The following is a 23,481-nucleotide window of genomic DNA, read 5'->3' as shown; positions in this document are numbered from 1 at the left end:
TGTTTTGTGCAGAATTTCCTACATAAGTAGGAAATACAGACATGGAGGCCTATCACCGATAACCTCATAGGAATTATTTAATATAATTGGAATCGTACATTGAGGATGCCATTGCTTTGTTGAATATGATGCATAGGCTCTTTTGAAGTTTGTCCCTGACTACCGTTAATGTTCGCTACCACGCTGAATCCACAGTAAAATAATGCTTAAGTGCTTTGAGTGATCATTTATGCCGATAAAAACCGAGTGTACCGTTGCCCCCCCTTACTGGTAACCACTGAATTCCCCATCCTTGAACTGATTTTTTATCCTCCGATTTTCATCCTGTTCTGACTCCGCCTTTTCTTTTCTGCTCTACACTATCTACAGACCAATCATAAAGGCATACGATTATGGCAGAATTTCCCGCCAGCTTACTGATTCTTAACGGCAAAAGTACTGACAATCAACCCTTGCGCGAAGCAATTATGCTGTTGCGCGAGGAAGGAATGACGATCCATGTGCGGGTCACCTGGGAGAAAGGCGATGCCGCCCGATTTGTAGAAGAGGCCCGGAAGCTGGGCGTCGCAACGGTAATTGCCGGTGGTGGCGATGGCACTATTAATGAAGTTTCCTCGGCGCTGATTCAGTGTGAGGGCGATGACATACCCGCGCTGGGGATTTTGCCACTAGGTACAGCGAACGATTTCGCGACCAGCGTGGGTATACCTGAGGCACTGGATAAGGCGCTGAAACTAGCAATTGCTGGTGACGCTATTGCGATTGATATGGCGCAGGTCAACAAACAAACCTGTTTTATTAATATGGCAACGGGTGGGTTTGGGACACGTATTACCACAGAAACGCCGGAAAAATTAAAAGCAGCGCTGGGTGGCGTCTCTTACATCATTCACGGCTTAATGCGCATGGATACACTGCAACCGGACCGTTGTGAAATCCGCGGTGAAAACTTTCACTGGCAAGGTGACGCACTAGTCATTGGTATTGGTAACGGCCGTCAGGCAGGTGGCGGTCAGCAATTGTGCCCGAACGCATTAATTAACGACGGCTTACTGCAACTGCGCATTTTCACCGGCGATGAAATTCTTCCGGCTCTCGTATCAACCTTAAAATCTGACGAAGATAACCCGAATATTATCGAAGATGCTTCGGCGTGGTTCGATATACAAGCGCCACACGAAATTACCTTTAATCTTGATGGCGAACCGTTGAGTGGGCAAAACTTTCATATTGAAATACTTCCGGCGGCGTTGCGTTGTCGATTACCACCGGATTGTCCATTATTGCGTTAATCAAACTATTCTCTCTTGAACCAGGGAGAAACAGTTATGCCGGATGCGGTATAAACACCTTATCCGGCCTACTGAACAATACTACACCGTAATTAATTTCACCCGTGTCTTCTGCAATGCCAGTTTATCCACCTCTGACACGGCATCATCGGTAATAATAATGTCAATTTTTTCGATTGGCAGTACCTGATTAAAACCGCGACGGTTAAATTTCGATGAATCGAGAACGGCAATCACTTTATTAGCGGCGGTGACCATCGCACCGCTAATCGAATAACCTTCATTAAAGGTCGTAATACCATTAACCGCATCAATACCATCAGCACCGACAAACATTAAATCGGCATTAATATCCTGCAATGAACGCTCGGCAATGGAGCCATGCATCGAGCGCGTTTTATGGCGGACCGTGCCACCACAGACGACCAGAGTAATGTCTTTATTTTCGGAAAGGGCAAACGCCGCCGGGAGACTGTTGGTAATCACCGTGATATTTTTGGCGGTCATTAAACCTTCTGCGATAAGCATTGTCGTACTTCCGCTGTCGAGAATAACGGTCATCCCTTCGTGGATCATTTTGACTGCCGCCTGCGCAATTCTGTTTTTCGGCGCGCTGGCGAGCTGAAATCGCTCTTTAAACCCGACTTCCTGGGTCTCGGTTTCACTATTACCGGACATTATTTTCGCCGCACCGCCATGAAAGCGCGTAACCACGCCTTTTTGTTCGAGAAAGCGCAAATCGGCACGGATTGTCGCTTCCGAGGCAGCAAATACTCCCGCCAGATCCTGAACAAGCACTGTTCCCTGTTCATTCACTAATTGGATGATCTTATTCCTTCGCTCGAATGAATTCATCGTCATTTACCCATATTCAATTGTGGCTAGTGTAAACGAAGGGGGACCATTGGTGAATGATCTGTTTTGCACAATACCGGGCCAGCATCACGCTGGCCCGCGGTTTCAGGGAATAAGCAACACTTTGCCCGGCATAGCATTACGAGCGATGTCACGCACCGCCTGGGCGAAGCTTTCAAAGCTTCCACGGTGAGCGATTAATGGCTCCAGGCTTAACTTACGTTCTGTCAGCAACCGGCTCGCCGTTTCCCACTCCTGCCCCGGCCAAGGGCTGGAGTAGTTCATCCAACTGCCGATAACCGTCAGCTCTTTACGTAATATTTTGCCAAACGTTGTCGATGTTAAATGCAGATCCTGATGCAACGTGCCCACCAGCGCCAGCTGGGCATGAGGCCCGGCAATCTCTACCGCCAGTTCGACGGTTTGCGGGACGCCAGCCGTCTCGAGGATAAGCTGATTAAAGCGCAGCTCGCGTAAAACGCCCTGCATTTGCGGCGCGCTCATTTCAAGGCTGTTAAATGTTTGCATCGCACCGAAAGATTTTGCCAGTGCCAGTTTTTCTGAGCTAATGTCGATAGCCGTCACACTCTTTGCTCCCAGCGCGACAGCGCACTGAATGGCCAGCAGGCCAATGGTTCCGGCACCAATAATAATAACGTTTTTATTCTCACAACCTTGCGCTAAATGGAAAGCATGCAGGCCAACGGTAATCGGTTCAATAAAAGCCCCATCCTCAATAGGCATATGCGCAGGTAGAGCAAAGACATTTTTCCGCTTAACGACAATATATTCGGCAAACCCGCCATCACGCCGTGAGCCAATAAAATCATATTTTGCGCACTGGGAATAAAACCCTTTCAGACACTCTGGACAAGTAAAACAGGGTAATAACGGCACACAGGCAACCGCATCGCCAGGATGTAAATCATCAACACCGGATCCCACAGCATCAATATAGCCGCTAAATTCATGGCCTAACGTTATTGGATAATAATGTGCACCATTTTTAAAAATTCTGGGTAAATCGGAACCACATAATCCCGAGCTGGCAATTTTTACCCGCACCTCATCCTGATGTTTAATTTCAGGAATGACTCGTTGGGCAACGCGTACGATACCATCAGTATCATTCACCACTGATTTCATAAAAACTCCTGATTATTAAGGGGGATAAACTCCCCCTCAGGTAAAAATTATTCTGCGAGAACGGCTTTCTCTTGTTTAATAAAGCCGCGCGCTCTACGCCAGGTCATGAAAATACCGGTTAGATAAATGGCACCGATAATAATGAAACCGGGAATATTTTGCGGGGAGAAAACCTGAATCAGTAACCAGGTAATGGGAGAACCGCCCTGATCCATTGAAGCCACCATGCCCCCGGCTTTTAACGCCCCAGCATTAGCCGCCAGTTGGGTGTGCAAACCAATAGTTTGCGTCGCGATCCACAGGGTGATGCTCATAATGATGACACCCGAGATTAAGGTGCGGAACAGATTTCCACGATGCACGGCAACTGCCATCGCAACAAAGAAGCCGATGGTGGCAAGGTCGCCAAACGGCAGTACCTGATTACCCGGAACACAAACAGCAATTAAAATGGTGAGCGGGATAAAAATCAGGCTTGCCGATACCACCGCCGTATGCCCCAGCAGTAATGCCGGATCAAGGCCTATCAGGAACTCCTGACCGCCGAACTTCGCCTGTAAACGACTACGGGCCTGCTTAGCGATGGGCGTTAAACCATCCATGATGGGTTTAATCACCCGTGGCATCAGCAGCATGACTGCCGCCGTTTTTACCGCCAGTTGCAATACGCCTTTGACATCGTAACCCGCGAGGATGCCGATAATCAGCCCCATCACAAAGCCCACGGTGACAGGTTCGCCAAATGGGCCAAATTTGCGCTGAATATCGTCGGCGCTAAATTTAATACGGTTAACGCCTGGGATTTTCTCGATGATAGCATCCACCAGCACCGCAATTGGCCCCAGATACGCCGACGTACCGTGCGGAATAGCAATGCCTTCCAGCTCAAAGAAATTTCGGGTATCGCGGGCAAACCAGTCGCCGAGCTTATAAACAAACGCCGCGTGAATTACCACACCCGCCATCCCTATCATCCATGAACCGGTTGCCAGATGCAGCAATGCGCCGGTGAAGGTCATATGCCAGATATTCCATATATCAACATTTACTACCCGCGTCATACGGGTCAGTAGCATCGCCACGTTAACCAGAATCGCAATCGGAATCGCCACCAGCGCAATTTGCGACGCCCAGGTCATGGGTGAAGAGCCCGGCCAGTCGACATCGACCACATGCAGATTCAGGTCGAAATTTTCCGCCATCGCTTTCGCCGCCGGGCCAATGGAATCCAGCATTAAGCCAATCACAAGGCCAATGCCAACAAAGCCAATCCCGATATGCAGACCCGCTTTAAAGCAATCGCCTGCCTTCATGCCTAATATCTTAGAAAAAATAATGATGACAATCGGCAACATGACCGTAGGGCCGAGGTCGAGAATATAACGCATGACTTCTGAAAACATAGGTCACCCCTGTAAGATAGTCAGAATTTTATTTTGTAATGCTTCGATACCGACACCAGAAACAAAAGGCATGCCGTGAACTAACGGAATATCGCCAAAACTGCGGTCAACTTTGGCGGTAGTACATATCAAATGCACGCCATCCATATAGGTCTCTATTTCATTAACCCGACACTGGATTAATTCAACAGGAATATTATGACTCTGACACAACTCTTTAATTTCTTCCGCCGCCATCGTAGAGGTCGCAACCGCGCCTCCGCAAGCGACAATTATCTTGCGTTTCATAATCAATCCTTTTTATTGGTACAGATGTTTTTGGTTATTCGGAATCTAAAATATGCTGTGTGAAATATTCCTTTAATTGCGATTCAGAAATGGTGATTAGCGTTTCAACGATATCTGGTTGCTGCAACTTGCCAAATAAGCACCGCAAAAGCTTCAGTTGCTGCTGCGGATTTTCGACAATCAGCGCGATAATCAACGACACCGCCACGTCGTTATCATCATCAGCTTGCTGAAACTTTATTTTATTCGCCGGTCTTAACAGATAAATGGCTGACGACTTAGCATGAATCGCCTCACAATGCGGTATTGCAATGGCGTGCTGTTCAAGCATTATCCCCGTGGGGAATTCTGCTTCTCTGGCAATTAATGCCTGTGGCCAGGTTTCATGAACCACACCTTTCGCGATCATCTCATTACCGATATGAGTTAAAACTTCGCTACGATCGACAAAAGAAATTCCGCTACGAACAAACAGGTTAGTCATATACCGTCCTTATTCCGCACAGCCGTAGCGATAGGCACGCAAAACATCATAAATTTTATCCATAATCAACTGATACGGTATTGCCGATAATTCCCCGGACTGTATGCGTTCAAATTGTTTGGGTAGATACTGACTAATCATGCCCAGTGGGATGTCCACGTCTTCCAGATTCGCCATCATCGTTTCAACGCTATTTTTAATTCGACTATGCGGCCAGTAATAACGAATACGATCCGACAGGCTGTAACGAATATCCAGTAATGAATCGTTAAAACCCGTGCGATAATATTTTTTCCAGTACTGCGGTTCATCGAGCATCACTTCTTCAATCACCGCCAGGCAACTGCTACGATTTTCGGGGCCGATAAGCTCCTGCTCAATTTGTGCCAACGCAAATATCGCCTCACGTAGAGCAAAGGTTAATGCTGGCCCTACTTTCAAAATTGCAAAGTGATCGCGGACTAATTCCCAATAAGCCGTCCGGGTCTGGTAATCGGTAGAATGTGCTTCATAAACCATTCGGGTGTTTTCTATCCATTGCGCCAGCGCCTGCGCTTCTTGCGGCTGATAATGGATAATATTGCTGTGATCAAATTCCACACCCGGCTGTACCACGATGGCAATCACGCGTGTTAACGCCTCTGTCAGCCCACGAGTAATAAAGGCCTTTTGATGCGTACGTAAAGTATTGGCGGCATCTTCAACCCGGGTAATGTGTACTGACTGAATGGCGCTGGCCTCACCGCCCGGAACCGGAACTTCGGTGCCAATGACATAGCTCAGTTGCTCACGCTGGTAATCTGTCGCCACACTTTCCGCCGCCTGACAAAGCACGGCAGCACGTTCAGCAACCGTTTCTGGCGCTAATGGTATTGGATCCCCCGCACATGACATTGACGCATCAAGGTGAATTTTACTGAACCCCGCTCGAACATATGCTTTTACCAGCTCGACGGATTTTTCCATCGCCGTTTCCGCATTTTCTTGCTGCCAGCAGTTCGGTCCCAGATGGTCGCCGCCGAGAATGATACGCTCACGAGCAAATCCGATTTTATCGGCAATCGCAAACACAAATTCGCGAAAGTCCGCCGGTGTCATTCCGGTATAACCGCCAAATTGATTGACCTGGTTTGACGTTGCTTCAATCAGCACTTTGCGCGTGCTGTTGCGATCAAATGCCAGCGCCGCTTCGATAACCAACGGATGGGCAGAACAGACTGAACATATGCCGATATGTTCACCAGCTTTATGCCGGGCAATTAACGTTTTCATGTTTTTTCCTTGTAAATGGCAGGTGCGTTATGCCCTGCCCTCGCAGCAACAATCAGCAATCACTTTGCTCACCACATCGCGCATTGCGGATTTAGCCGACTGCAAATAATCCCGGGGAGCGGTCGCTTCGGGGTGCTCGGTCAGGTAATTTTTTAACGCCTGCGAGAAGGCATTTTTCAGCTCCGTTGCAACGTTGATTTTGCATATCCCCAGTTTGATGGTTTGCTGAATATCCTTAGTCGATAACCCTGACGCGCCATGCAGCACCAGCGGTAAGTTCACCCACTGGCGAATGTTCTCCAGTCGAGAAAAATCAAGCGCCGGTGCGCTGGCATACATACCGTGAGCCGTGCCGATGGCGACCGCCAGGGAATCAATCCCGGTTGTCTCGGCAAATTCACGCGCCTGAATGGGGTTGGTATACAACGCATCAGCTTCATTGACTTGTACATCATCTTCCTGGCCGCCAAGCTGCCCCAGCTCCGCTTCGACGCTGACATCAAAGCGATGGCAAAAATCCACCACCTCTTTTACCCGTGCAATATTTTGCGCATAAGGCAAATGCGAGGCGTCGATCATTACCGAGCGCACACCTGAACGAACTTTCTGAGCGATATCGTCAAATTTCGTGTGATGGTCGAGGTGAATCGCCAATGGATGGTGATAGTGCTTCGCCATAGCGCTGACCAGCGCCACCAGATTTTCTGTACCAGCATGAGTAAATGTACCGGGCGTTCCGGCGATGATGACCGGCGCATGCATGCTGGCAGCGGTTTCCACCACCACTTGCATCGTTTCGAGATTGTGAATATTGAATGCCGGAACCGCATAACCGCCGCGCTGCGCGTTGTTCAGCATCTGCTTTGTCGATACCACGTACATTTTCACATCCTGTCGTTTGTTTTCGATTTCAAAATATAATGAAATTATTTGTTTTCAAATGTCGAGATAACGATCACAAAAACGACAATATGAAAATTAATCAGAATGACAGGAAAAAAAAACGGCCTCCCGGGGGAAGCCGTAACGAAGTGCACGTTGTTTTATGTCAGATGCGGCGCGAACGCCTTATCCGCCCTACGGGGTAGTGCTGTTCGTATGAGGCGTATCAGGCGATAGTAATTTTGCTATCGAGATAAACGTCCTGCACGGCGTTAATCAGTTTCACGCCGTCAGCCATCGATTTCTTGAACGCCTTACGTCCAAGAATCAGCCCCATTCCGCCAGCGCGTTTGTTGATGACCGCAGTACGCACTGCATCGCTGAGGTCAGTTTCACCGCCTGCAGCACCGCCGGAGTTTATCAACCCTGCCCGGCCCATATAGCAGTTAGCTAACTGATAACGCACCAGATCAATCGGGTTTTCGCTGGTCAACTTGCTGTACACGCGATCGTCGGTATAACCGTAATTAATCGCTTTATAACCGCCGTTATTTTCCGCCATTTTTTGTTTGACGATATCTGCACCTATGGTTGCCGCCAGATGGTTCGCCTGACCTGTCAGGTCGGCGGAAACATGATAATCAACGCCATCTTTCTTAAAGGCGGAGTTACGCAAATAGGCCCACAGCACGGTCACCATGCCCAGCTCGTGCGCACGTTCAAAGGCCGCAGAAATTTCTTCAATCTGGCGACGTGACTCTTCCGAGCCAAAATAGATGGTCGCGCCAACCGCCACCGCGCCCATGTTGAACGCCTGCTCCACGCTGGCATACAGCGTTTGATCGTAAGTGTTCGGGTAACTTAGCGTCTCGTTGTGATTAAGTTTGACGAGGAATGGAATGCGATGCGCGTAACGCCGCGATACCGATGCCAGCACGCCGTAAGTTGACGCCACACAGTTACAGCCCGCTTCGATCGCCAGTTCAACAATGTTTTTCGGGTCAAAGTAGAGCGGGTTAGCGGCAAATGAAGCTCCGGCAGAGTGCTCAACGCCCTGGTCAACCGGCAGAATAGAAAGATATCCTGTGCCAGCCAGACGCCCAGTGTTGTACAACGTCTGCATATTACGTAACACCGCTGGCGGGCGATTATTGTCAATCATCACGCGGTCTACGTAGTCATGTCCGGGGAGATAAAGCTGGTCAGAAGGAATAGTCATACAACGGTGCTGTAAAAGGTTGTCGGCGTCTTTGCCAAGCAACTGCGCAATATCTGTCATTACTATGCTCCCGTAAATTCCGATTGGATATCGGCTATGGATTGTCCTGGCCCGCCTTTTGCGGGCAATCATAATCCTGGTCGTTACAGGCGAGTTTTTCCATCTTTTGGATGTTTTTTCAGCGTTTTCTGTTGGCTCGATTCATCAGAAAAAATGTTACCGCGGTCAAGTTTTCACCGCAAAGGTATTTAAAAGGTATTATTAAATGGTATTGTCATCGCGTACCTTACATTACCTGTCATGAAGGAATTAAAAGATGAAAACAACAGCAAAGCTGTCGTTCATGATGTTTGTTGAATGGTTTATCTGGGGCGCGTGGTTTGTGCCATTGTGGTTGTGGTTAAGTAAAAGCGGTTTTAGTGCCGGAGAAATTGGCTGGTCGTATGCCTGTACCGCCATTGCGGCGATCCTGTCGCCAATTCTGGTTGGCTCCATCACTGACCGCTTTTTCTCGGCGCAGAAAGTGCTGGCGGTATTGATGTTCGCTGGTGCGGCGCTGATGTATTTCGCTGCGCAACAGACCACTTTTGCCGGGTTCTTCCCGTTACTGCTGGCCTACTCGCTAACCTATATGCCGACCATTGCGCTGACTAACAGCATCGCGTTTGCTAACGTCCCGGATGTGGAGCGCGATTTTCCGCGCATTCGCGTACTGGGGACTATAGGCTGGATTGCCTCTGGCCTGGTCTGCGGATTCCTGCCTCAGATGCTGGGATATGACGATATCTCACCGACCAATATTCCACTATTAATTACCGCCGGAAGCTCCGCATTACTCGGTGTGTTTGCGTTTTTCCTGCCCGACACGCCGCCAAAAAGCACCGGCAAAATGGACATTAAAGTCATGCTCGGCCTGGATGCGCTGATCCTGCTGCGCGATAAAAACTTCCTCGTCTTTTTCTTCTGTTCATTCCTGTTTGCGATGCCACTGGCGTTCTATTACATCTTTGCCAACGGTTATCTGACAGAAGTCGGCATGAAAAACGCCACCGGCTGGATGACGCTCGGCCAGTTCTCTGAAATCTTCTTTATGCTGGCATTGCCGTTTTTTACCAAACGATTTGGTATCAAAAAGGTATTATTACTTGGTCTGGTCACCGCTGCGATCCGCTATGGCTTCTTTATTTACGGTAGTGCGGATGAATATTTCACCTACGCGTTACTGTTCCTCGGCATTTTGCTGCATGGAGTAAGTTACGATTTTTACTACGTTACCGCTTACATCTATGTCGATAAAAAAGCCCCCGTGCATATGCGTACCGCTGCGCAGGGGCTGATCACGCTCTGCTGCCAGGGATTCGGCAGTTTGCTCGGCTATCGTCTTGGCGGTGTGATGATGGAAAAGATGTTCGCTTATCCGGAACCGGTAAACGGACTGACTTTCAACTGGTCCGGGATGTGGACTTTCGGCGCGGTGATGATTGCCATTATCGCCGTGCTGTTCATGATTTTTTTCCGCGAATCCGACAACGAAATTACGGCTATCAAGGTCGATGATCGCGATATTGCGTTGACACAAGGGGAAGTTAAATGAAAACAGAACGTATTCTCGGTGCTCTTTATGGGCAGGCGTTAGGGGATGCGATGGGGATGCCCTCCGAGCTTTGGCCACGCAGCCGCGTTAAAGCACACTTTGGCTGGATTGACCGTTTTCTGCCTGGACCAAAGGAGAATAACGCGGCCTGTTATTTTAACCGCGCCGAATTCACCGACGATACCTCAATGGCGCTGTGTCTGGCGGATGCGTTACTGGAACGTGAAGGCGAGATCGATCCGGATCTGATTGGGCGTAATATTCTCGACTGGGCGCTGCGTTTCGACGCCTTTAACAAAAACGTACTAGGTCCGACCTCGAAGATTGCTCTCAACGCCATTCGCGACGGTAAACCCGTTGCTGAACTGGAAAACAATGGCGTGACCAACGGCGCAGCGATGCGCGTCTCGCCATTAGGTTGTTTGCTTCCGGCGCGCGATGTTGATTCCTTTATTGATGATGTGGCGCTGGCGTCCAGCCCGACCCATAAATCCGATCTGGCGGTGGCAGGCGCGGTAGTCATCGCATGGGCGGTTTCTCGTGCCATTGACGGAGAAAGCTGGTCAGCGATTGTTGATTCACTGCCTTCAATTGCGCGACATGCACAGCAAAAACGCATCACTACCTTCAGCGCCTCACTGGCAGCACGTCTGGAGATTGCGCTGAAAATTGTGCGCAATGCCGACGGCACCGAATCCGCCAGCGAACAGCTGTATCAGGTGGTTGGGGCAGGTACCAGTACTATTGAGTCCGTTCCGTGCGCCATTGCGCTGGTTGAACTAGCACAAACCGACCCGAACCGTTGCGCCATTCTGTGCGCCAATCTTGGCGGTGACACGGACACCATCGGCGCTATGGCGACGGCGATTTGCGGCGCGTTGCATGGCGTTAACACTATCGCTCCTGCGTTAAAGGCGGAACTGGATGCGGTAAATCAGCTTGATTTCAACCGCTATGCCACAGCGCTGGCGAAGTATCGTCAACAACGGGAGGCGGCATGAGCGGCGCTCGATTACACACGCTGCTGCCTGAATTAACCACGCGTCAGCCGGTGATGGTCGTCGGCGCGGCAGTCATTGATGTGATCGCCGACGCTTATGCCCTGCCCTGGCGTGGGTGCGATATCGAACTGAAACAGCAGAGCGTTAACGTTGGCGGCTGCGCACTGAATATTGCCGTGGCGTTAAAGCGCCTCGGTATCGAAGCGGGTAATGCCCTGCCGCTCGGCCAGGGTGTGTGGGCGGAAATTATTCGTAACCGGATGGCGAAAGAAGGATTAATCAGCCTCATCGATAACGCCGAAGGCGATAACGGCTGGTGTCTGGCGCTGGTTGAGCCTGATGGTGAACGCACGTTTATGTCGTTCAGTGGTGTGGAAAATCAGTGGAATCGCGAATGGTTGGCGCGATTAACCGTTGCGCCTGGCAGCCTGCTCTATTTTTCCGGTTATCAACTGGCCTCGCCCTGCGGTGAATTGTTAGTGGAATGGCTGGAGAGTCTGCAAGACGTGACGCCGTTCATCGATTTTGGCCCACGTATTGGCGATATCCCGGATGCATTACTGGCGCGAATCATGGCCTGTCGACCTTTAGTGTCACTCAATCGTCAGGAGGGTGAGATTGCCGCCGAACGTTTTGCTTTATCAGCAGAGATAACAACACTTGGCAAGCAATGGCAGGAGAAATTTGCCGCGCCGTTGATCGTTCGTCTGGATAAAGAAGGCGCATGGTATTTCAGCAATAACGCTTCTGGCTGCATCCCGGCATTTCCAACGCAAGTTGTAGACACCATTGGGGCGGGCGACAGTCATGCAGGTGGCGTATTAGCTGGACTGGCCTCTGGTTTGCCACTGGCGGATGCCGTATTGCTGGGCAATGCAGTGGCGTCGTGGGTTGTCGGGCATCGCGGCGGTGATTGCGCGCCAACCCGCGAGGAACTACTCCTCACACACAAAAACGTATAGATCACTGCGACAGTGGCTGATGCTGTACTCAATAGGCCGTTGCTGTTGGTCAAGCGCCACTTGCTTGATCACCAGCACCGGTATTTTACTATCTAATTGAATATGTGACTGAAACTCGGCATCCGGCATCCGGGCGCTAACGCGGGAACGGGTACGCTTTGGAAAAATATGCTGACTGCGGAAGTAGTCATAAAGAGAGATTCCGATGGCATCAACATCATGAATTAAATGCGCCGGAACCCACGACTCCTCAATAGAGACCGCTTCTTCATCAACATAGCGAATACGCTTAAGCAAAAAGACATCACTTCCTGCTTCGACCGCCAGCTGCTGCGCGACTTCTTCGGGACATTTCACGACACGCTTGTTAACCCATAGCGTATCGGGCTTTTTCCCGCGCAACACCACCTGCTGAGAAAATCCTCGCGCTTCTTTTAACGAGTATTCAAAGATGTTATTAATCTGCGTGCCGTAGCCGCGCGAACGTGTCACCACGCCCTCTTCTTCCAGCGCCTGCATCGCCTTGCGCACCGTAATACGCGAAACGCCGGTTAACTGACTTAAATCGCGCTCGCCGGGTAAAATATTGCCATGTTCCAGCACCCCGCTGCGCACGGCATTTTTCACCGTTTCGGCAAACTTAATATAAAGCGGCGTGTTATCCGCCGCTAAAATACGTTCGTTCAGTTGGGCAATCAGCTGGGTATGCGCTTGTTCCATTTGTCTTTTTCCTGCCAGGGAGTCTGGTGGGAGTATATCACTGCTTCTTATTTAAGGCGTTTCTTTAATCCCATCAACGAATGCCTGCAACTCCTCCACCGTGCCATTAAACACATTAAAATCCACCGGACCATTGATGCCATCGACCTGTCCACGGTCAGAATGCTGCCAGAAACGCCATGCCATGCCGTCATTGTCCGGGCGACGTTGATAATAGTGCGCTACCCACCACGGATACTCATTGAAATACCCCGCCAGATTCGTGTGATAAAACACGGCTCCGGAGTAAATAATCGGCTTTTTTCCCGTGCTTTTTTCAACCATTTTTAACCACTGACTTACCCGCTTGCGTAATTCTTTTGCCGATAATTTTCCTCGCTCTTCTACGTCCAGCACGGCAGGGAGATCGCCGTGGGCAAAATCCACCGTTTGCAGAAATAATCTCGCCTGAACTGAAGCGGATACCGACGGAGAAAAATAGTGATACGCCCCACGCAGTAGGCCATTTTCACGGCTTTTTTGCCAGTTGCGCGAAAAATACGGGTCAACCAGCTTTTCGCCTTCCGTGGCCTTAATAAAAGCAAACTGTAAGCGGATACCGTTGTCGCGCATTTTTGCGACACGCAGCCAGTCGATCCGCTCCTGCCAGCGCGAAACATCTATTCCGTGAATGGTATAACTGGCAGGAATGCGAATAGAAAAAGATTTGACCGGGCGATAACCGTAGAAGTGGATGTAGTCTTTAATCTGAATTGCTGTCGAATAGAAAAAATTCACCGTCTGACGCGGATAAATCGCAACGATAGAAATGAGCCCCAGAGCGCATAATAAAGCGGTGAATTTTTTTCGACTGGTGATTCTCAGTTGCATTGGTTTCATCCCTGAATGTCAGCGCCAAAGACTGACAATAACCAAAGCAGCTATAGTACGGTGCTCACCACCAGGCGTGGAAGTGGTGAACCGGACCAATACCGTCGCCAACTTCCAGCGTGTCGGCCTGGGCTAACGCCGATGAAAGCCAGCTTTTTGCCTCCTGTACGGTGTCAGCCCAGTTTGTATGGCGCGGGCGTAGTGCAGCCAACGCCGCAGAGAGCGTACAACCAGTGCCGTGGGTGTTTTTGGTCATAATGCGCGGTGCAGTAAACCGTTGTTCCCCCTCTCGGGTAAACAGCCAGTCCGGGCTTTGCTCATCATCCAGATGACCGCCTTTCATCAGCACTGCGCCACAGCCCATCGCTAACAGCGCTCGTCCTTGTTCCAGCATTTCCTGTTCGTTGCGCGCGTGTGGCACGTCGAGCAAGGCAGCTGCTTCGGGCAAGTTTGGCGTTATTAATGAAACCTGTGGCAATAATCGACTGCGCAGCGTGGCAACCGCCGAAGGTGAAAGCAGAGGGTCGCCGCTTTTTGCCAGCATAACGGTGTCGAGTACCACGTTTTGGATCTGATAACGTTGCAACCGTTCTGCCACCGCTTCAACAATATCGGTTTCCGCCAACATACCGATTTTAGTGGTGTCGATTCGCACATCAGTGAACACCGAATCCAACTGCGCGGCGACAAAATCAGGATCTATGCGATACACCGATTGCACGCCTCGGGTGTTTTGCGCTACCAGGGCGGTTATTACTGAACAACCATAAGCACCAAGTGCAGAGAACGTTTTGAGATCTGCCTGAATTCCTGCGCCACCACTGGGATCAGTGCCTGCAATTGTCAGAGCGTTAATCCGTTTCATGCCTGCACCTCCTGCGTCAATTGCCAGAGCGCATCAAGAAAATGGGGAACAAAACTGCCAGGCCCTTCACTTCTGGCGACGGCGCGTTCTCCGGCTTGTTTCATCCAGTGACAGGCAGATGCGATATTTTCCAGCATATCGCCTGGTAATGCACAACAGGCAGCGACAACTGCCGATAATGCACAGCCAGTTCCTACCACTTTGGTCATTAGCGGATCGCCACCGTGAATGCCAACGATACGATGCCCATCGGTAACATAATCCACCTCGCCTGTGACCACGACGATTGCGCCAGTTTCCCGTGCCAGTGTTTGTGCAGCGGGTATCGCATTAGCTGCGGCGTCAGTGGTATCCACTCCCCGTCCACCATTAGCAACGCCAGCTAATGCCATGATTTCCGAAGCATTACCACGTATCGCTGCCGGTTTAAAAGATAAAAGTTCATGACAAAAACGGCGACGATAATCGAGTGCGCCAACCGCGACCGGATCAAGCGTCCAGGGGGTTTGAGAGTGTGTTGCCTGTTCAACGGCAGCACGCATTGCCTGTGCGCGTGGCTGCGTCAGCGTGCCAACGTTAATCAGCAACGCACTGGCGATAGCCGCAAACTGACTGGCTTCTTCGGTTTCGATAACCATCGCTGGCGATGCACCGAGCGCCAGCAAGGTATTGGCAGTAAAGGTTTGCACCACATCATTGGTCATGCAATGCACAAGAGGAGAGTGTTGGTAAAAGAGGTTTAACGTGTGCGCAGATTGCGCGGAACTCAGCAGGTCGACTTGCATAGTTTGCTCCTGCCATAACGTGAAGAAGCAATGACCTGGTGGTCCGTGACTTCCCTACGCTGGCATTATCCAGATCAGGTGATACGGGTATTTCTCAGCCTTCACGCAGAAGGGCACCCCGAGTCGTTTGGTTGCGATGATGAATCGCAGAGATGGATGGTAATGTCCCGCGCACACGTTGTAAACGAGGAAAAACGGCGGGATTACAATAACGTTGTGAAATTATTTGATATATGAATCCAGCACCTTCAGAACGACATCCAGATCTTCTTCACGTTTTAGCTCATCCCCCTGGTGAACGATGTGTTCCGTCAGATGCCCCTTAATCACTTCGCGCATCAGGCCGTTTACCGCGCCACGGATAGCAGCAATCTGTTGTAGAACAGCTGCGCATTCGTGCGGCTCGTCGAGCATTTTCTTGAGCGCCACGACCTGACCCTGAATCTTACTGGCACGCGCTTTCAGTTTCTGTTTATCACGGATTGTATGAGACATGGCAACACCTGGTTAACAAGAACATGAAAAATCATAGCACTATTATTCTACTGGGGGGTAGTATCAGGTACTGGGGGGGAGTAGAATCGGATTGCCGAATTAATACTAAGAATTATTATCATGACCGAATTTACCACTCTTCTTCAGCAAGGAAATGCCTGGTTCTTCATCCCCAGCGCCATCTTACTTGGTGCGCTTCATGGCCTGGAACCAGGGCACTCAAAAACGATGATGGCGGCGTTTATCATCGCCATCAAAGGCACCATTAAACAGGCGGTGATGCTCGGACTGGCAGCAACCATTTCGCATACCGCGGTGGTCTGGTTGATTGCCTTTGGCGGGATGGTGATCAGCAAACGTTTTACTGCTCAATCTGCAGAACCGTGGCTCCAGTTGATTTCCGCGGTGATCATTATTGGCACCGCGTTCTGGATGTTCTGGCGTACCTGGCGCGGCGAACGCAACTGGCTGGAGAATATGCACGGGCATGATCATGAGTATCATCACGATCACGAAGATCACCACGACCATGGACATCATCACCATCACGAACATGGGGAGTATCAGGATGCTCATGCACGAGCCCATGCCAATGACATCAAACGACGCTTCAATGGCAGAGAAGTGACCAACTGGCAAATTTTATTGTTTGGGTTAACAGGTGGACTGATCCCCTGCCCGGCAGCAATTACCGTGCTGTTGATTTGTATTCAGTTGAAAGCCCTGACACTAGGCGCAACACTGGTCGTCAGTTTCAGCATTGGCCTGGCGTTAACGCTAGTCACCGTAGGCGTTGGCGCAGCAATCAGCGTTCAGCAGGTCGCAAAACGCTGGAGCGGATTTAACACTCTCGCTAAACGTGCCCCCTATTTTTCCAGTCTGTTGATTGGCTTAGTTGGGGTGTATATGGGCGTGCATGGCTTTATGGGCATTATGCGATAGGCTGCATGTTATCTTCAGCCCAGGATGATTCTTAAATCAGCTATTTCCGCTGGCTCTCTGCTCGCTAAGGATGCTTTTAGGGCATCCTTTCATTTACACTTTTTACGAAATCATGGGATCACTAACAAAATATCGCTTGTCAGTTATATTGTATGGCAGGAAAGATATGCGACTGATATTACAGATCCCCAAAGTGGAGAGTTTATGACCATTAAAAATAAGATGTTGCTGGGTGTGCTTTTGCTGGTTACCAGTGCCGCCTGGGCCGCACTAGCCACCGCGGGTTCGACCAATACCTCGGGAATTTCTAAGTATGAGTTAAGCAGTTTCATTGCTGACTTTAAGCATTTCAAACCAGGCGATACCGTCCCAGAGATGTACCGCACCGATGAGTACAACATTAAGCAGTGGCAGTTACGTAACCTGCCCGCGCCTGATGCCGGGACGCACTGGACCTATATGGGTGGCGCGTACGTGTTGATCAGCGACACCGACGGTAAAATCATTAAAGCCTACGATGGTGAGATTTTTTATCATCGCTAAAAAAAGCCCCCTCATCATGAGGGGGAAATGCAGACACCTTGTTATTTTTTATTATTAGCCACTTGCTCGTCTTGCTTGTTATTAGTCGTATTTCACGTTGATTAATGCGGTTGCCTCCAGTGCGCCAGATTTAATTTTATTTGTATCGTAGACGTAGTAACTGGCAGTTATCGGAATTGAAACCGTTGTATCTGTAAGTTTTGACTTTGCCGCAATTTCTTTTAAATTTGTGTATTCTTTACTGCTGTTAGTGATATTTAAAAGTGTGACTGGAGAACCATTACTTTCAAGAATAAATCCTACGCCATTATCTTCCGCACCTTTCAGTATTGTGTTGCTGTTGGTTAACAAGTCAGAACTTGATAAATACACCTGCATTTTCCGTGATGTTTGATTTTGTTGACCTAATAAGTTTTTACAACGCAGAACAATATCCCCTTTGTTACTATTTATTTTTGCTTTGTTACCTGTAGCTGGTAATTGTGAAACGGGAATACTCTCTAAAGTAATTAATAAATCGTCCGGTTTGCAGGTTGTGGTTATCGGGTTGTATGACAATGTCAGATTAAAGGAATAGACACCTGCATTTTGTGCCAATGCATTTCTGTAGCTATTTACACATGCATCCCATGACTTGCCACCGAATAAACACAGTAAAAATTGTACTGCAGCACTCCCGCGTGTCGATGATGAAGCACTGGATAATGTCGCAACACCATTAATCATCACTGAACCGCCGCCCCCCGCAGAAACATTCACTTTTGCATTACTGGCCGCAGGTGTCACCGTTACCGAATAACCATTAGTGAAACTGGTCTGATTATTTGACAACGTGATGTTGTTTTTATTGGTCCATTCAAAATGTAAATTTAATTTAATGGTATCGTTATAAAGTCCAACAATAATATCCGACGGGCTCATAGGGGTGATAGTATTTGTACTCACGCATGACGAATCATTAAAATTATGCTCATATGTCGCCGTTTGTGTTTGAGTAAGTGCAAAATCCCCCTGAACAATCAAATTGTGCTGAACAGATAACTCACTATAACATGCTGCATAGCTCACAGGCATTACCATCATAATTAATATAAATAACATTATGCGAATTTTCATAGAGCCACCCGATTATTACTGGCAAATATAGTTCCTATTTTCATCAATCTCTTTACCGAAGGTGATTGTGCATGAGAGCCCTTGTTGTTTATCAATTGCCACATTAACCGATGGCGGTACATCATTAGTGCGAATAAATAACTGGCTTCCCTGACCGACAACACCAATATTGTGACCGTGGATATCATTGACTTCATAACCAAACGTTAATGGTTGCCCATCCGCTCTTAACGCTTTTATAAACCAGGGCTTGCGCTGATCGGTATCAAAATTAACCAGTACGACCGCGCCGCGATAAGGTGCGGCAATTTTCCGGTTACCACGTAATTCTGTTTCACTATCGCTTTGCGACACATCCAGCATCAGGTGATTTTCCCGATAAGGTGTCATTCCGTCGTATACCACCACTCCATTACGATTTGTTGTACGATATTTTTGCCCATTGACATAAGCATCTTTAATTCCAGGTGCGTTCATTACAGCAAACGTTTCGGATAGACGGTTCGCCAGATTAACGCCACCCGACCAGGCGACAATGCCCCCTGAAATACTGGCTCCAGCCTGTCGATAAGTACTCGACTGACTATAACTGCCATTCACTGTCGCAACCGGCGCGTTCCAGGTCAAATTCGCGCCAGCTGTCGTTTCATTTCCCTGATGCTGATGACTTAAGTTGACCCCATAGTTAAATTGATCCCGGCTTCCAACGGTTCCCGATAATCCCGTATTATTTGAGGCAAAACCCTGATCATCAAACGTCGTTGAGTTAGACATATATATTTGCCGACGAGGCGTCGTAACGTCATCACCCCAATCAAAGGGAATCGATATAAAAATATTAAAACGTTTCTCTTCATGATGATTCTCGTCATAAGCCTGGCTTGCCGCGAGGGTATAGCTTATCCGTCGCAGGTTGTTGGAATAACTCAACTGATAATCCTTACTGCTGCCGCTACGCCCCCAGTAATCTCGCCATAACGTACTTAAGGACACAGAACCCCAGCCTTCTGGCAATGACTGGCTCATATTGGCAGAAAAGCTATTTTTACGGCCAAAATCGTTCTGGTAATAATCGGCAATGTCAAAGATATCGTTTTCATCACGGCGATAATTATCTTTATTGTTTGCCCAAACGTGATCGTTAAATGTCCGGTAATCACGCGACGAATAACGCCAGGCCGCCAGACCAAAACGCGTCGACGTTTGGCTCACAAATTTGTTGTAGGCAATTTGATAACTTTGCCCGTCAAACACATCGCCGTTGTCTTGTTTACTATGCGACTTCGTGGCATCGACGGAAATGGCACCAATGCGTGTATTCCAGCCAGTCCCCAAAGTGAACGCGTAATAATTATTCGCGACCATCGATCCGCCATACAGCGTCAATAAGTTATTAAAACCATACTGATAACCCGCCTGAACAAAATCACTTTGTTTGCTCGCCCCTTCAATATGGCTACGACCTGCCGCAAAATCATATTTCGACACGCCGGGTTGCAGCATATTCGGCACTGCTGCATAAGGCACCAGATAGGTGGTTACCGAACCGTCCGCCTCTTTCACGCTGACATCAAGATCTGCTCCACCACCGGCCAACTGCAAATCTGTAATCGCAAACGGGCCAGGAGGAACCTCTTTCTGATAAACCACAAAACCGTTCTGTTCAATCGTTACCAGCGCGTTACTCTGAGCAATCCCCTGCACCCGTGGAGTAAAATTTTGTTTCGAGTTAGGCAACATCTGCATATCACGAAACAACCGCACACCGCTGAAGCGAACAGAATCAAAAATATCGCTTGATGTGTACATATCACCCACGCGAAGCGTGCCGAGAAGTTGGGCAAATCCACGTTCCAGATACAGGGTATTGCTTTTCCACACCCCTGGATTGCTATTTGTTTTACTGAAACTGGCATCAGAATGCAGTTGCCACCCCAGTAAATTTAACCCGCTGTTAAAACGTACATATGTACTCTTGCTATTACCCGACGCTTTATAGTCGCTGTAATACTGACTCACATAATAAGAGGTATAAAACGCATTAATACCCCGCTCCCAGTTATCCGGTGGAACATAGCCACTTTCCAGTTCTTCCACCCACGCCTGCGGTACACTGAAATCGAGACGAAAAACTCCGATATCCCAGGTATAGCTCCCACCGTGAACAAGTTGCTCAAATGTTAAACATTGCTTACCGCTGGCAAAGTTATCGGTATTAATGCCTAACCGCTTGATAATTTCCCTTGATAAACATGTTTCTTGCGTGTTGTCTTTAACAATAATCTCATATTTCCCGCGCCATTGCTTATTGACATAAATATCGATGTCATATTGCCCCGGCAAGGGTTGATTATCATCAAGACGAATATTTGCAACCTGCTGGTCTTTCATTCCACCTATCATAAAATGGGTATCAAAGGTTTCTTCAGCTGCATAAGCTTCAATGCCGAGCAATAACGCTACGATTGCTGATGCAAGTGGGGTCATTCTCAACATAGGCAGCTCCTGCAATTAAATTTTGTCACTAATATAGTTGCCATGGTCATCGATAATGGTCAGATACCAGTTATTCGCATTATTACTTTTGACATTAATACTCTGACTTTCCAAGGGGGCAATCATAATAGTTTCATAATTGACTTTGACATTATTAGCTTTGACATCCGAAATCGTTACCCAATTTGCTGAGTCATTTTTTATCACCAATCCATTGCCACTGCGATTTACCAGTAACTTTTTAAATGTCGCTTTATTTACCGGTGCAATACCCGCAGGCCGGTAAAACAATTTGATTCTGTTTTGCATTGCAAATTTCAGTGCATTCTTGCCCTCTTGCTCTGGACTATTTGGTGGGATATCCAGAACATTCAGATAAAAAATGCTCTCTTTATTAGTGGGCAGTTTATTCGACATAATTTTGATTTTTACTTGCTGCCCGGAATTTGCCCCTATTTTTGCCACTGGTGGCGTTAACATGAAAGGAACCTGAATTTTTTCTGGTGGTAACGACGTATCGCCATCATCAATCCACGCCTGCAGCAGCGAAGAACGGTTTCCCTGGTTCATCAACTGCACCATCACTTCTTTATTTTCTGCCGGGTAAATAATGCGCGTCCCGTAGATAACAATTCCGGCATGCGCAGGAAGGACCATAGAAGAAATAAGTAAAGCTAATAATCCTTTCATCTTAATGCCTCTTAAATTAAAAGGCCGCCATGGGGATAGCGGCCATGTTTATTACCTGGAGAAATTTGAAATTTTATTTATTAATCCTGCGCCACACGCATAACCAGAGAAGATAACACATCACCTGATTGCACTGAGTTATCTGTCAGTTTCAGATATTTCGCTTTAAACGGAATGGCATATTGACCTTCCGCTGTTTTATAACTTTCAATGTTAAAAGGTGCAGAAACATCCAGGACATCGCTGTTATCACCTAAATAGAGGTAGTACCCCACGGTATCGTTGCTACTGGCTATCGCCTTATCGTTTCCGGTTATTTTATCGTTGGTAATCAACGAGAGTTTTACACCAGCAACTTCTTTCGGACAGCTAATTTTTAACATGCTGCTGGTTACACCGACTGCATCATCATAGGTCGAGTATTTAGCTTTACCTTCAAAGACAGTGGTTGGTACAGTTGGCATATTAATACTTACTGAATCGCCACCCGCTTCGAATTTACACGGAGATTCTGCAATATTCCCTTTAATGGTTAATGTTCCGGTATCAACGTCTGCGGCAAATACCCCAGCGCTCATAAAAAAAGAAGAAAAGACAGCGGCAGCAATAATTGAACGTTTCATAATATGTTCCTTAATAAAATTTATTTTTTGGTTGTTAAGAGTCTGTATCTCTTGGAAACAAATTTCTCACATCAAAAAAGTTGCCGCAATGTAAACATATTGTTTTATTGATTTAAAACAAATTAACTATTGCAATATAAATACAACAAATACTTAAGCATATTAAATATTTATCACATCTATTAATTAATGCAGATTTTTTTAAATGGTATTATTAATATCAATAAAAAAGCTGAAATCATTCACACGAATGATTTCAGCTTTCTAAATCCGCTTAAAAAACCAGGGTGGCAAATTAATCGTAGCGATTTAACACGATTCGACGTTTGCTATCGCTACCTGCAACAACCACTTCTGTCGTCACACCTTTGACTGGCGAAGAAACCTGATGACGGGTATCAACATCATACGTTAACTGACCACAATGCTGTTGAGGTTGACCATTAACCATAGCCATACTGCATGTTGGGGGACTGATCCTGCCATTAATCGTTAATGTGGCAGTCTGTGAAGAGAACGCGGGAGAAGCCATTCCATAGGCAAGAAAAATAATTCCTGACAGCCAGTACTTATTCATTGAACGTTATCCCTGTAGTAAAGGTTATGCCTGGATAGAATGAGTGCATAACAAACTATAGCTGTACATCCACTACACAGCCACGAAGGATGATAATGATGCATTGCCTGTACGATCAATCGATCGTATAGAGTTTCGGACGAAGGTCCGCAGAATATTCGCAGCATTAAATAAGTGTTCATTAATGCGGCAAAAACAAATACACCGCATCAATGTAACATCTCTGCGGTGTATGAAAAACAACCAAAAAGTTTAATACGCGTCAGACCGCGCGGAAGGAAATCTCGCCAGGAATGACTTCTCCCTGCCAATAAAGCTGGGCTGCAACGCGGTCAGCCAGCTGGCGGTAGATAGCAGTAAA

25 protein-coding genes and 1 riboswitch are annotated in these 23,481 nt (G+C 48.0%); of the genes, 6 read left to right on the top strand and 19 right to left on the bottom strand.

The window, feature by feature from the left end; all coding sequences use genetic code 11:
- Positions 1-392: 392 nt before the first annotated feature.
- The gene (gene yegS / locus ATB02_RS13765) at positions 393-1,292 is read left to right on the top strand and encodes a lipid kinase YegS (RefSeq protein ID WP_105271754.1); all 900 of its coding nucleotides are present in this window, start codon (positions 393-395) and stop codon (positions 1,290-1,292) included.
- A gap of 81 nt (positions 1,293-1,373) precedes the next feature.
- On the opposite strand, the gene ATB02_RS13760 is transcribed toward yegS, so the two are convergent.
- From ATB02_RS13760 to fbaB, 8 genes are all read right to left on the bottom strand, one after another.
- Positions 1,374-2,147 (bottom strand): DeoR/GlpR family DNA-binding transcription regulator, encoded by a 774-nt coding sequence (locus ATB02_RS13760; protein WP_001295426.1) that lies wholly within the window; start codon positions 2,145-2,147, stop codon positions 1,374-1,376.
- Positions 2,148-2,252: 105 nt separating this feature from the next.
- Positions 2,253-3,293, bottom strand: a complete 1,041-nt coding sequence (gatD, locus tag ATB02_RS13755) for a galactitol-1-phosphate 5-dehydrogenase (RefSeq protein WP_032303335.1) — start codon at positions 3,291-3,293, stop codon at positions 2,253-2,255.
- 47 nt (positions 3,294-3,340) lie between these two features.
- Complete coding sequence (locus ATB02_RS13750; protein WP_105271753.1) at positions 3,341-4,696, bottom strand: PTS galactitol transporter subunit IIC; 1,356 nt, start codon at positions 4,694-4,696, stop codon at positions 3,341-3,343.
- A gap of 3 nt (positions 4,697-4,699) precedes the next feature.
- Entirely contained in the window at positions 4,700-4,984 is a 285-nt protein-coding gene (gene gatB / locus ATB02_RS13745; protein ID WP_000823282.1) for a PTS galactitol transporter subunit IIB, read from the bottom strand.
- Between the two features lie 34 nt (positions 4,985-5,018).
- Positions 5,019-5,468: a PTS galactitol transporter subunit IIA gene (gatA, locus tag ATB02_RS13740; RefSeq protein ID WP_000182883.1), complete on the bottom strand. Its 450-nt coding sequence runs from the start codon at positions 5,466-5,468 to the stop codon at positions 5,019-5,021.
- Between the two features lie 9 nt (positions 5,469-5,477).
- Entirely contained in the window at positions 5,478-6,740 is a 1,263-nt protein-coding gene (gene gatZ, locus ATB02_RS13735; RefSeq protein ID WP_105271752.1) for a tagatose-bisphosphate aldolase subunit GatZ, read from the bottom strand.
- Between the two features lie 27 nt (positions 6,741-6,767).
- Positions 6,768-7,622: a tagatose-bisphosphate aldolase subunit GatY gene (gene gatY / locus ATB02_RS13730; RefSeq protein WP_105271751.1), complete on the bottom strand. Its 855-nt coding sequence runs from the start codon at positions 7,620-7,622 to the stop codon at positions 6,768-6,770.
- Positions 7,623-7,848: 226 nt separating this feature from the next.
- Complete coding sequence (gene fbaB, locus ATB02_RS13725; protein ID WP_000129551.1) at positions 7,849-8,901, bottom strand: class I fructose-bisphosphate aldolase; 1,053 nt, start codon at positions 8,899-8,901, stop codon at positions 7,849-7,851.
- Positions 8,902-9,157: 256 nt separating this feature from the next.
- Between fbaB and ATB02_RS13720 the strand changes: the two genes are divergently transcribed.
- The 3 genes from ATB02_RS13720 to ATB02_RS13710 are packed head-to-tail and all read left to right on the top strand — an operon-like array spanning position 9,158 to position 12,398.
- Positions 9,158-10,435: a nucleoside permease gene (locus tag ATB02_RS13720; protein WP_088541340.1), complete on the top strand. Its 1,278-nt coding sequence runs from the start codon at positions 9,158-9,160 to the stop codon at positions 10,433-10,435.
- Positions 10,432-11,436 carry an ADP-ribosylglycohydrolase family protein gene (locus ATB02_RS13715; RefSeq protein WP_105271750.1) on the top strand — a complete coding sequence of 335 codons (1,005 nt, stop codon included), beginning with the start codon at positions 10,432-10,434 and terminating at the stop codon, positions 11,434-11,436. Before ATB02_RS13720 ends, ATB02_RS13715 begins: the two co-directional genes overlap by 4 nt.
- A complete protein-coding gene (locus ATB02_RS13710) occupies positions 11,433-12,398 on the top strand; it encodes a carbohydrate kinase family protein (RefSeq protein ID WP_088541338.1) in 966 nt (321 codons plus the stop codon). Before ATB02_RS13715 ends, ATB02_RS13710 begins: the two co-directional genes overlap by 4 nt.
- On the opposite strand, the gene ATB02_RS13705 is transcribed toward ATB02_RS13710, so the two are convergent.
- From ATB02_RS13705 to rcnR, 5 genes are all read right to left on the bottom strand, one after another.
- On the bottom strand, positions 12,372-13,118 hold the full coding sequence (locus ATB02_RS13705) for a GntR family transcriptional regulator (protein WP_000434034.1): 747 nt from the start codon (positions 13,116-13,118) through the stop codon (positions 12,372-12,374). The two genes, ATB02_RS13710 and ATB02_RS13705, sit on opposite strands and share 27 nt — an antisense overlap.
- A 51-nt stretch (positions 13,119-13,169) precedes the next feature.
- Positions 13,170-13,988 carry a glycoside hydrolase family 25 protein gene (locus ATB02_RS13700; protein WP_105271749.1) on the bottom strand — a complete coding sequence of 273 codons (819 nt, stop codon included), beginning with the start codon at positions 13,986-13,988 and terminating at the stop codon, positions 13,170-13,172.
- A 64-nt stretch (positions 13,989-14,052) separates the two neighbouring features.
- On the bottom strand, positions 14,053-14,853 hold the full coding sequence (gene thiD / locus ATB02_RS13695) for a bifunctional hydroxymethylpyrimidine kinase/phosphomethylpyrimidine kinase (RefSeq protein ID WP_032184563.1): 801 nt from the start codon (positions 14,851-14,853) through the stop codon (positions 14,053-14,055).
- Positions 14,850-15,638 (bottom strand): hydroxyethylthiazole kinase, encoded by a 789-nt coding sequence (thiM, locus tag ATB02_RS13690; RefSeq protein WP_105271748.1) that lies wholly within the window; start codon positions 15,636-15,638, stop codon positions 14,850-14,852. The genes thiD and thiM overlap by 4 nt, the downstream gene beginning before the upstream one ends.
- 34 nt (positions 15,639-15,672) lie before the next feature.
- A riboswitch (TPP riboswitch) is annotated at positions 15,673-15,769 on the bottom strand.
- 91 nt (positions 15,770-15,860) lie between these two features.
- On the bottom strand, positions 15,861-16,133 hold the full coding sequence (gene rcnR, locus ATB02_RS13685) for a Ni(II)/Co(II)-binding transcriptional repressor RcnR (RefSeq protein WP_000019944.1): 273 nt from the start codon (positions 16,131-16,133) through the stop codon (positions 15,861-15,863).
- Between the two features lie 120 nt (positions 16,134-16,253).
- Here rcnR and rcnA point away from each other — a divergent pair, with 120 nt between their 5' ends.
- A complete protein-coding gene (rcnA, locus tag ATB02_RS13680) occupies positions 16,254-17,075 on the top strand; it encodes a nickel/cobalt efflux protein RcnA (RefSeq protein ID WP_000134589.1) in 822 nt (273 codons plus the stop codon).
- Between the two features lie 204 nt (positions 17,076-17,279).
- On the top strand, positions 17,280-17,618 hold the full coding sequence (gene rcnB, locus ATB02_RS13675) for a Ni(II)/Co(II) efflux transporter accessory subunit RcnB (protein WP_105271747.1): 339 nt from the start codon (positions 17,280-17,282) through the stop codon (positions 17,616-17,618).
- An 81-nt stretch (positions 17,619-17,699) separates the two neighbouring features.
- Here the strand turns inward: rcnB and ATB02_RS13670 are convergent, their stop codons facing one another.
- The 6 genes from ATB02_RS13670 to ATB02_RS26700 form a co-directional block, all read right to left on the bottom strand.
- Positions 17,700-18,734: a putative fimbrial-like adhesin protein gene (locus ATB02_RS13670; RefSeq protein WP_088541334.1), complete on the bottom strand. Its 1,035-nt coding sequence runs from the start codon at positions 18,732-18,734 to the stop codon at positions 17,700-17,702.
- A 15-nt stretch (positions 18,735-18,749) separates the two neighbouring features.
- The gene (locus ATB02_RS13665; RefSeq protein ID WP_105271746.1) at positions 18,750-21,230 is read right to left on the bottom strand and encodes a fimbrial biogenesis outer membrane usher protein; all 2,481 of its coding nucleotides are present in this window, start codon (positions 21,228-21,230) and stop codon (positions 18,750-18,752) included.
- A 15-nt stretch (positions 21,231-21,245) separates the two neighbouring features.
- Positions 21,246-21,920, bottom strand: coding sequence for a fimbria/pilus periplasmic chaperone (locus ATB02_RS13660; RefSeq protein ID WP_000677343.1), 675 nt, complete (start codon positions 21,918-21,920; stop codon positions 21,246-21,248).
- Between the two features lie 80 nt (positions 21,921-22,000).
- The gene (locus tag ATB02_RS13655; protein ID WP_000830468.1) at positions 22,001-22,543 is read right to left on the bottom strand and encodes a fimbrial protein; all 543 of its coding nucleotides are present in this window, start codon (positions 22,541-22,543) and stop codon (positions 22,001-22,003) included.
- A 295-nt stretch (positions 22,544-22,838) separates the two neighbouring features.
- Positions 22,839-23,120, bottom strand: coding sequence for a YehE family protein (locus tag ATB02_RS13645; protein ID WP_001046488.1), 282 nt, complete (start codon positions 23,118-23,120; stop codon positions 22,839-22,841).
- Between the two features lie 262 nt (positions 23,121-23,382).
- The coding region (locus tag ATB02_RS26700) for a hypothetical protein (RefSeq protein ID WP_241957639.1) at positions 23,383-23,481 on the bottom strand (99 nt) is incomplete at its 5' end.

This window comes from Escherichia sp. MOD1-EC5189, from assembly GCF_002966045.1.
In the GTDB taxonomy this organism is placed as follows: domain Bacteria; phylum Pseudomonadota; class Gammaproteobacteria; order Enterobacterales; family Enterobacteriaceae; genus Escherichia; species Escherichia coli_F.
This window is presented reverse-complemented; position numbering and strand designations above follow the sequence as displayed.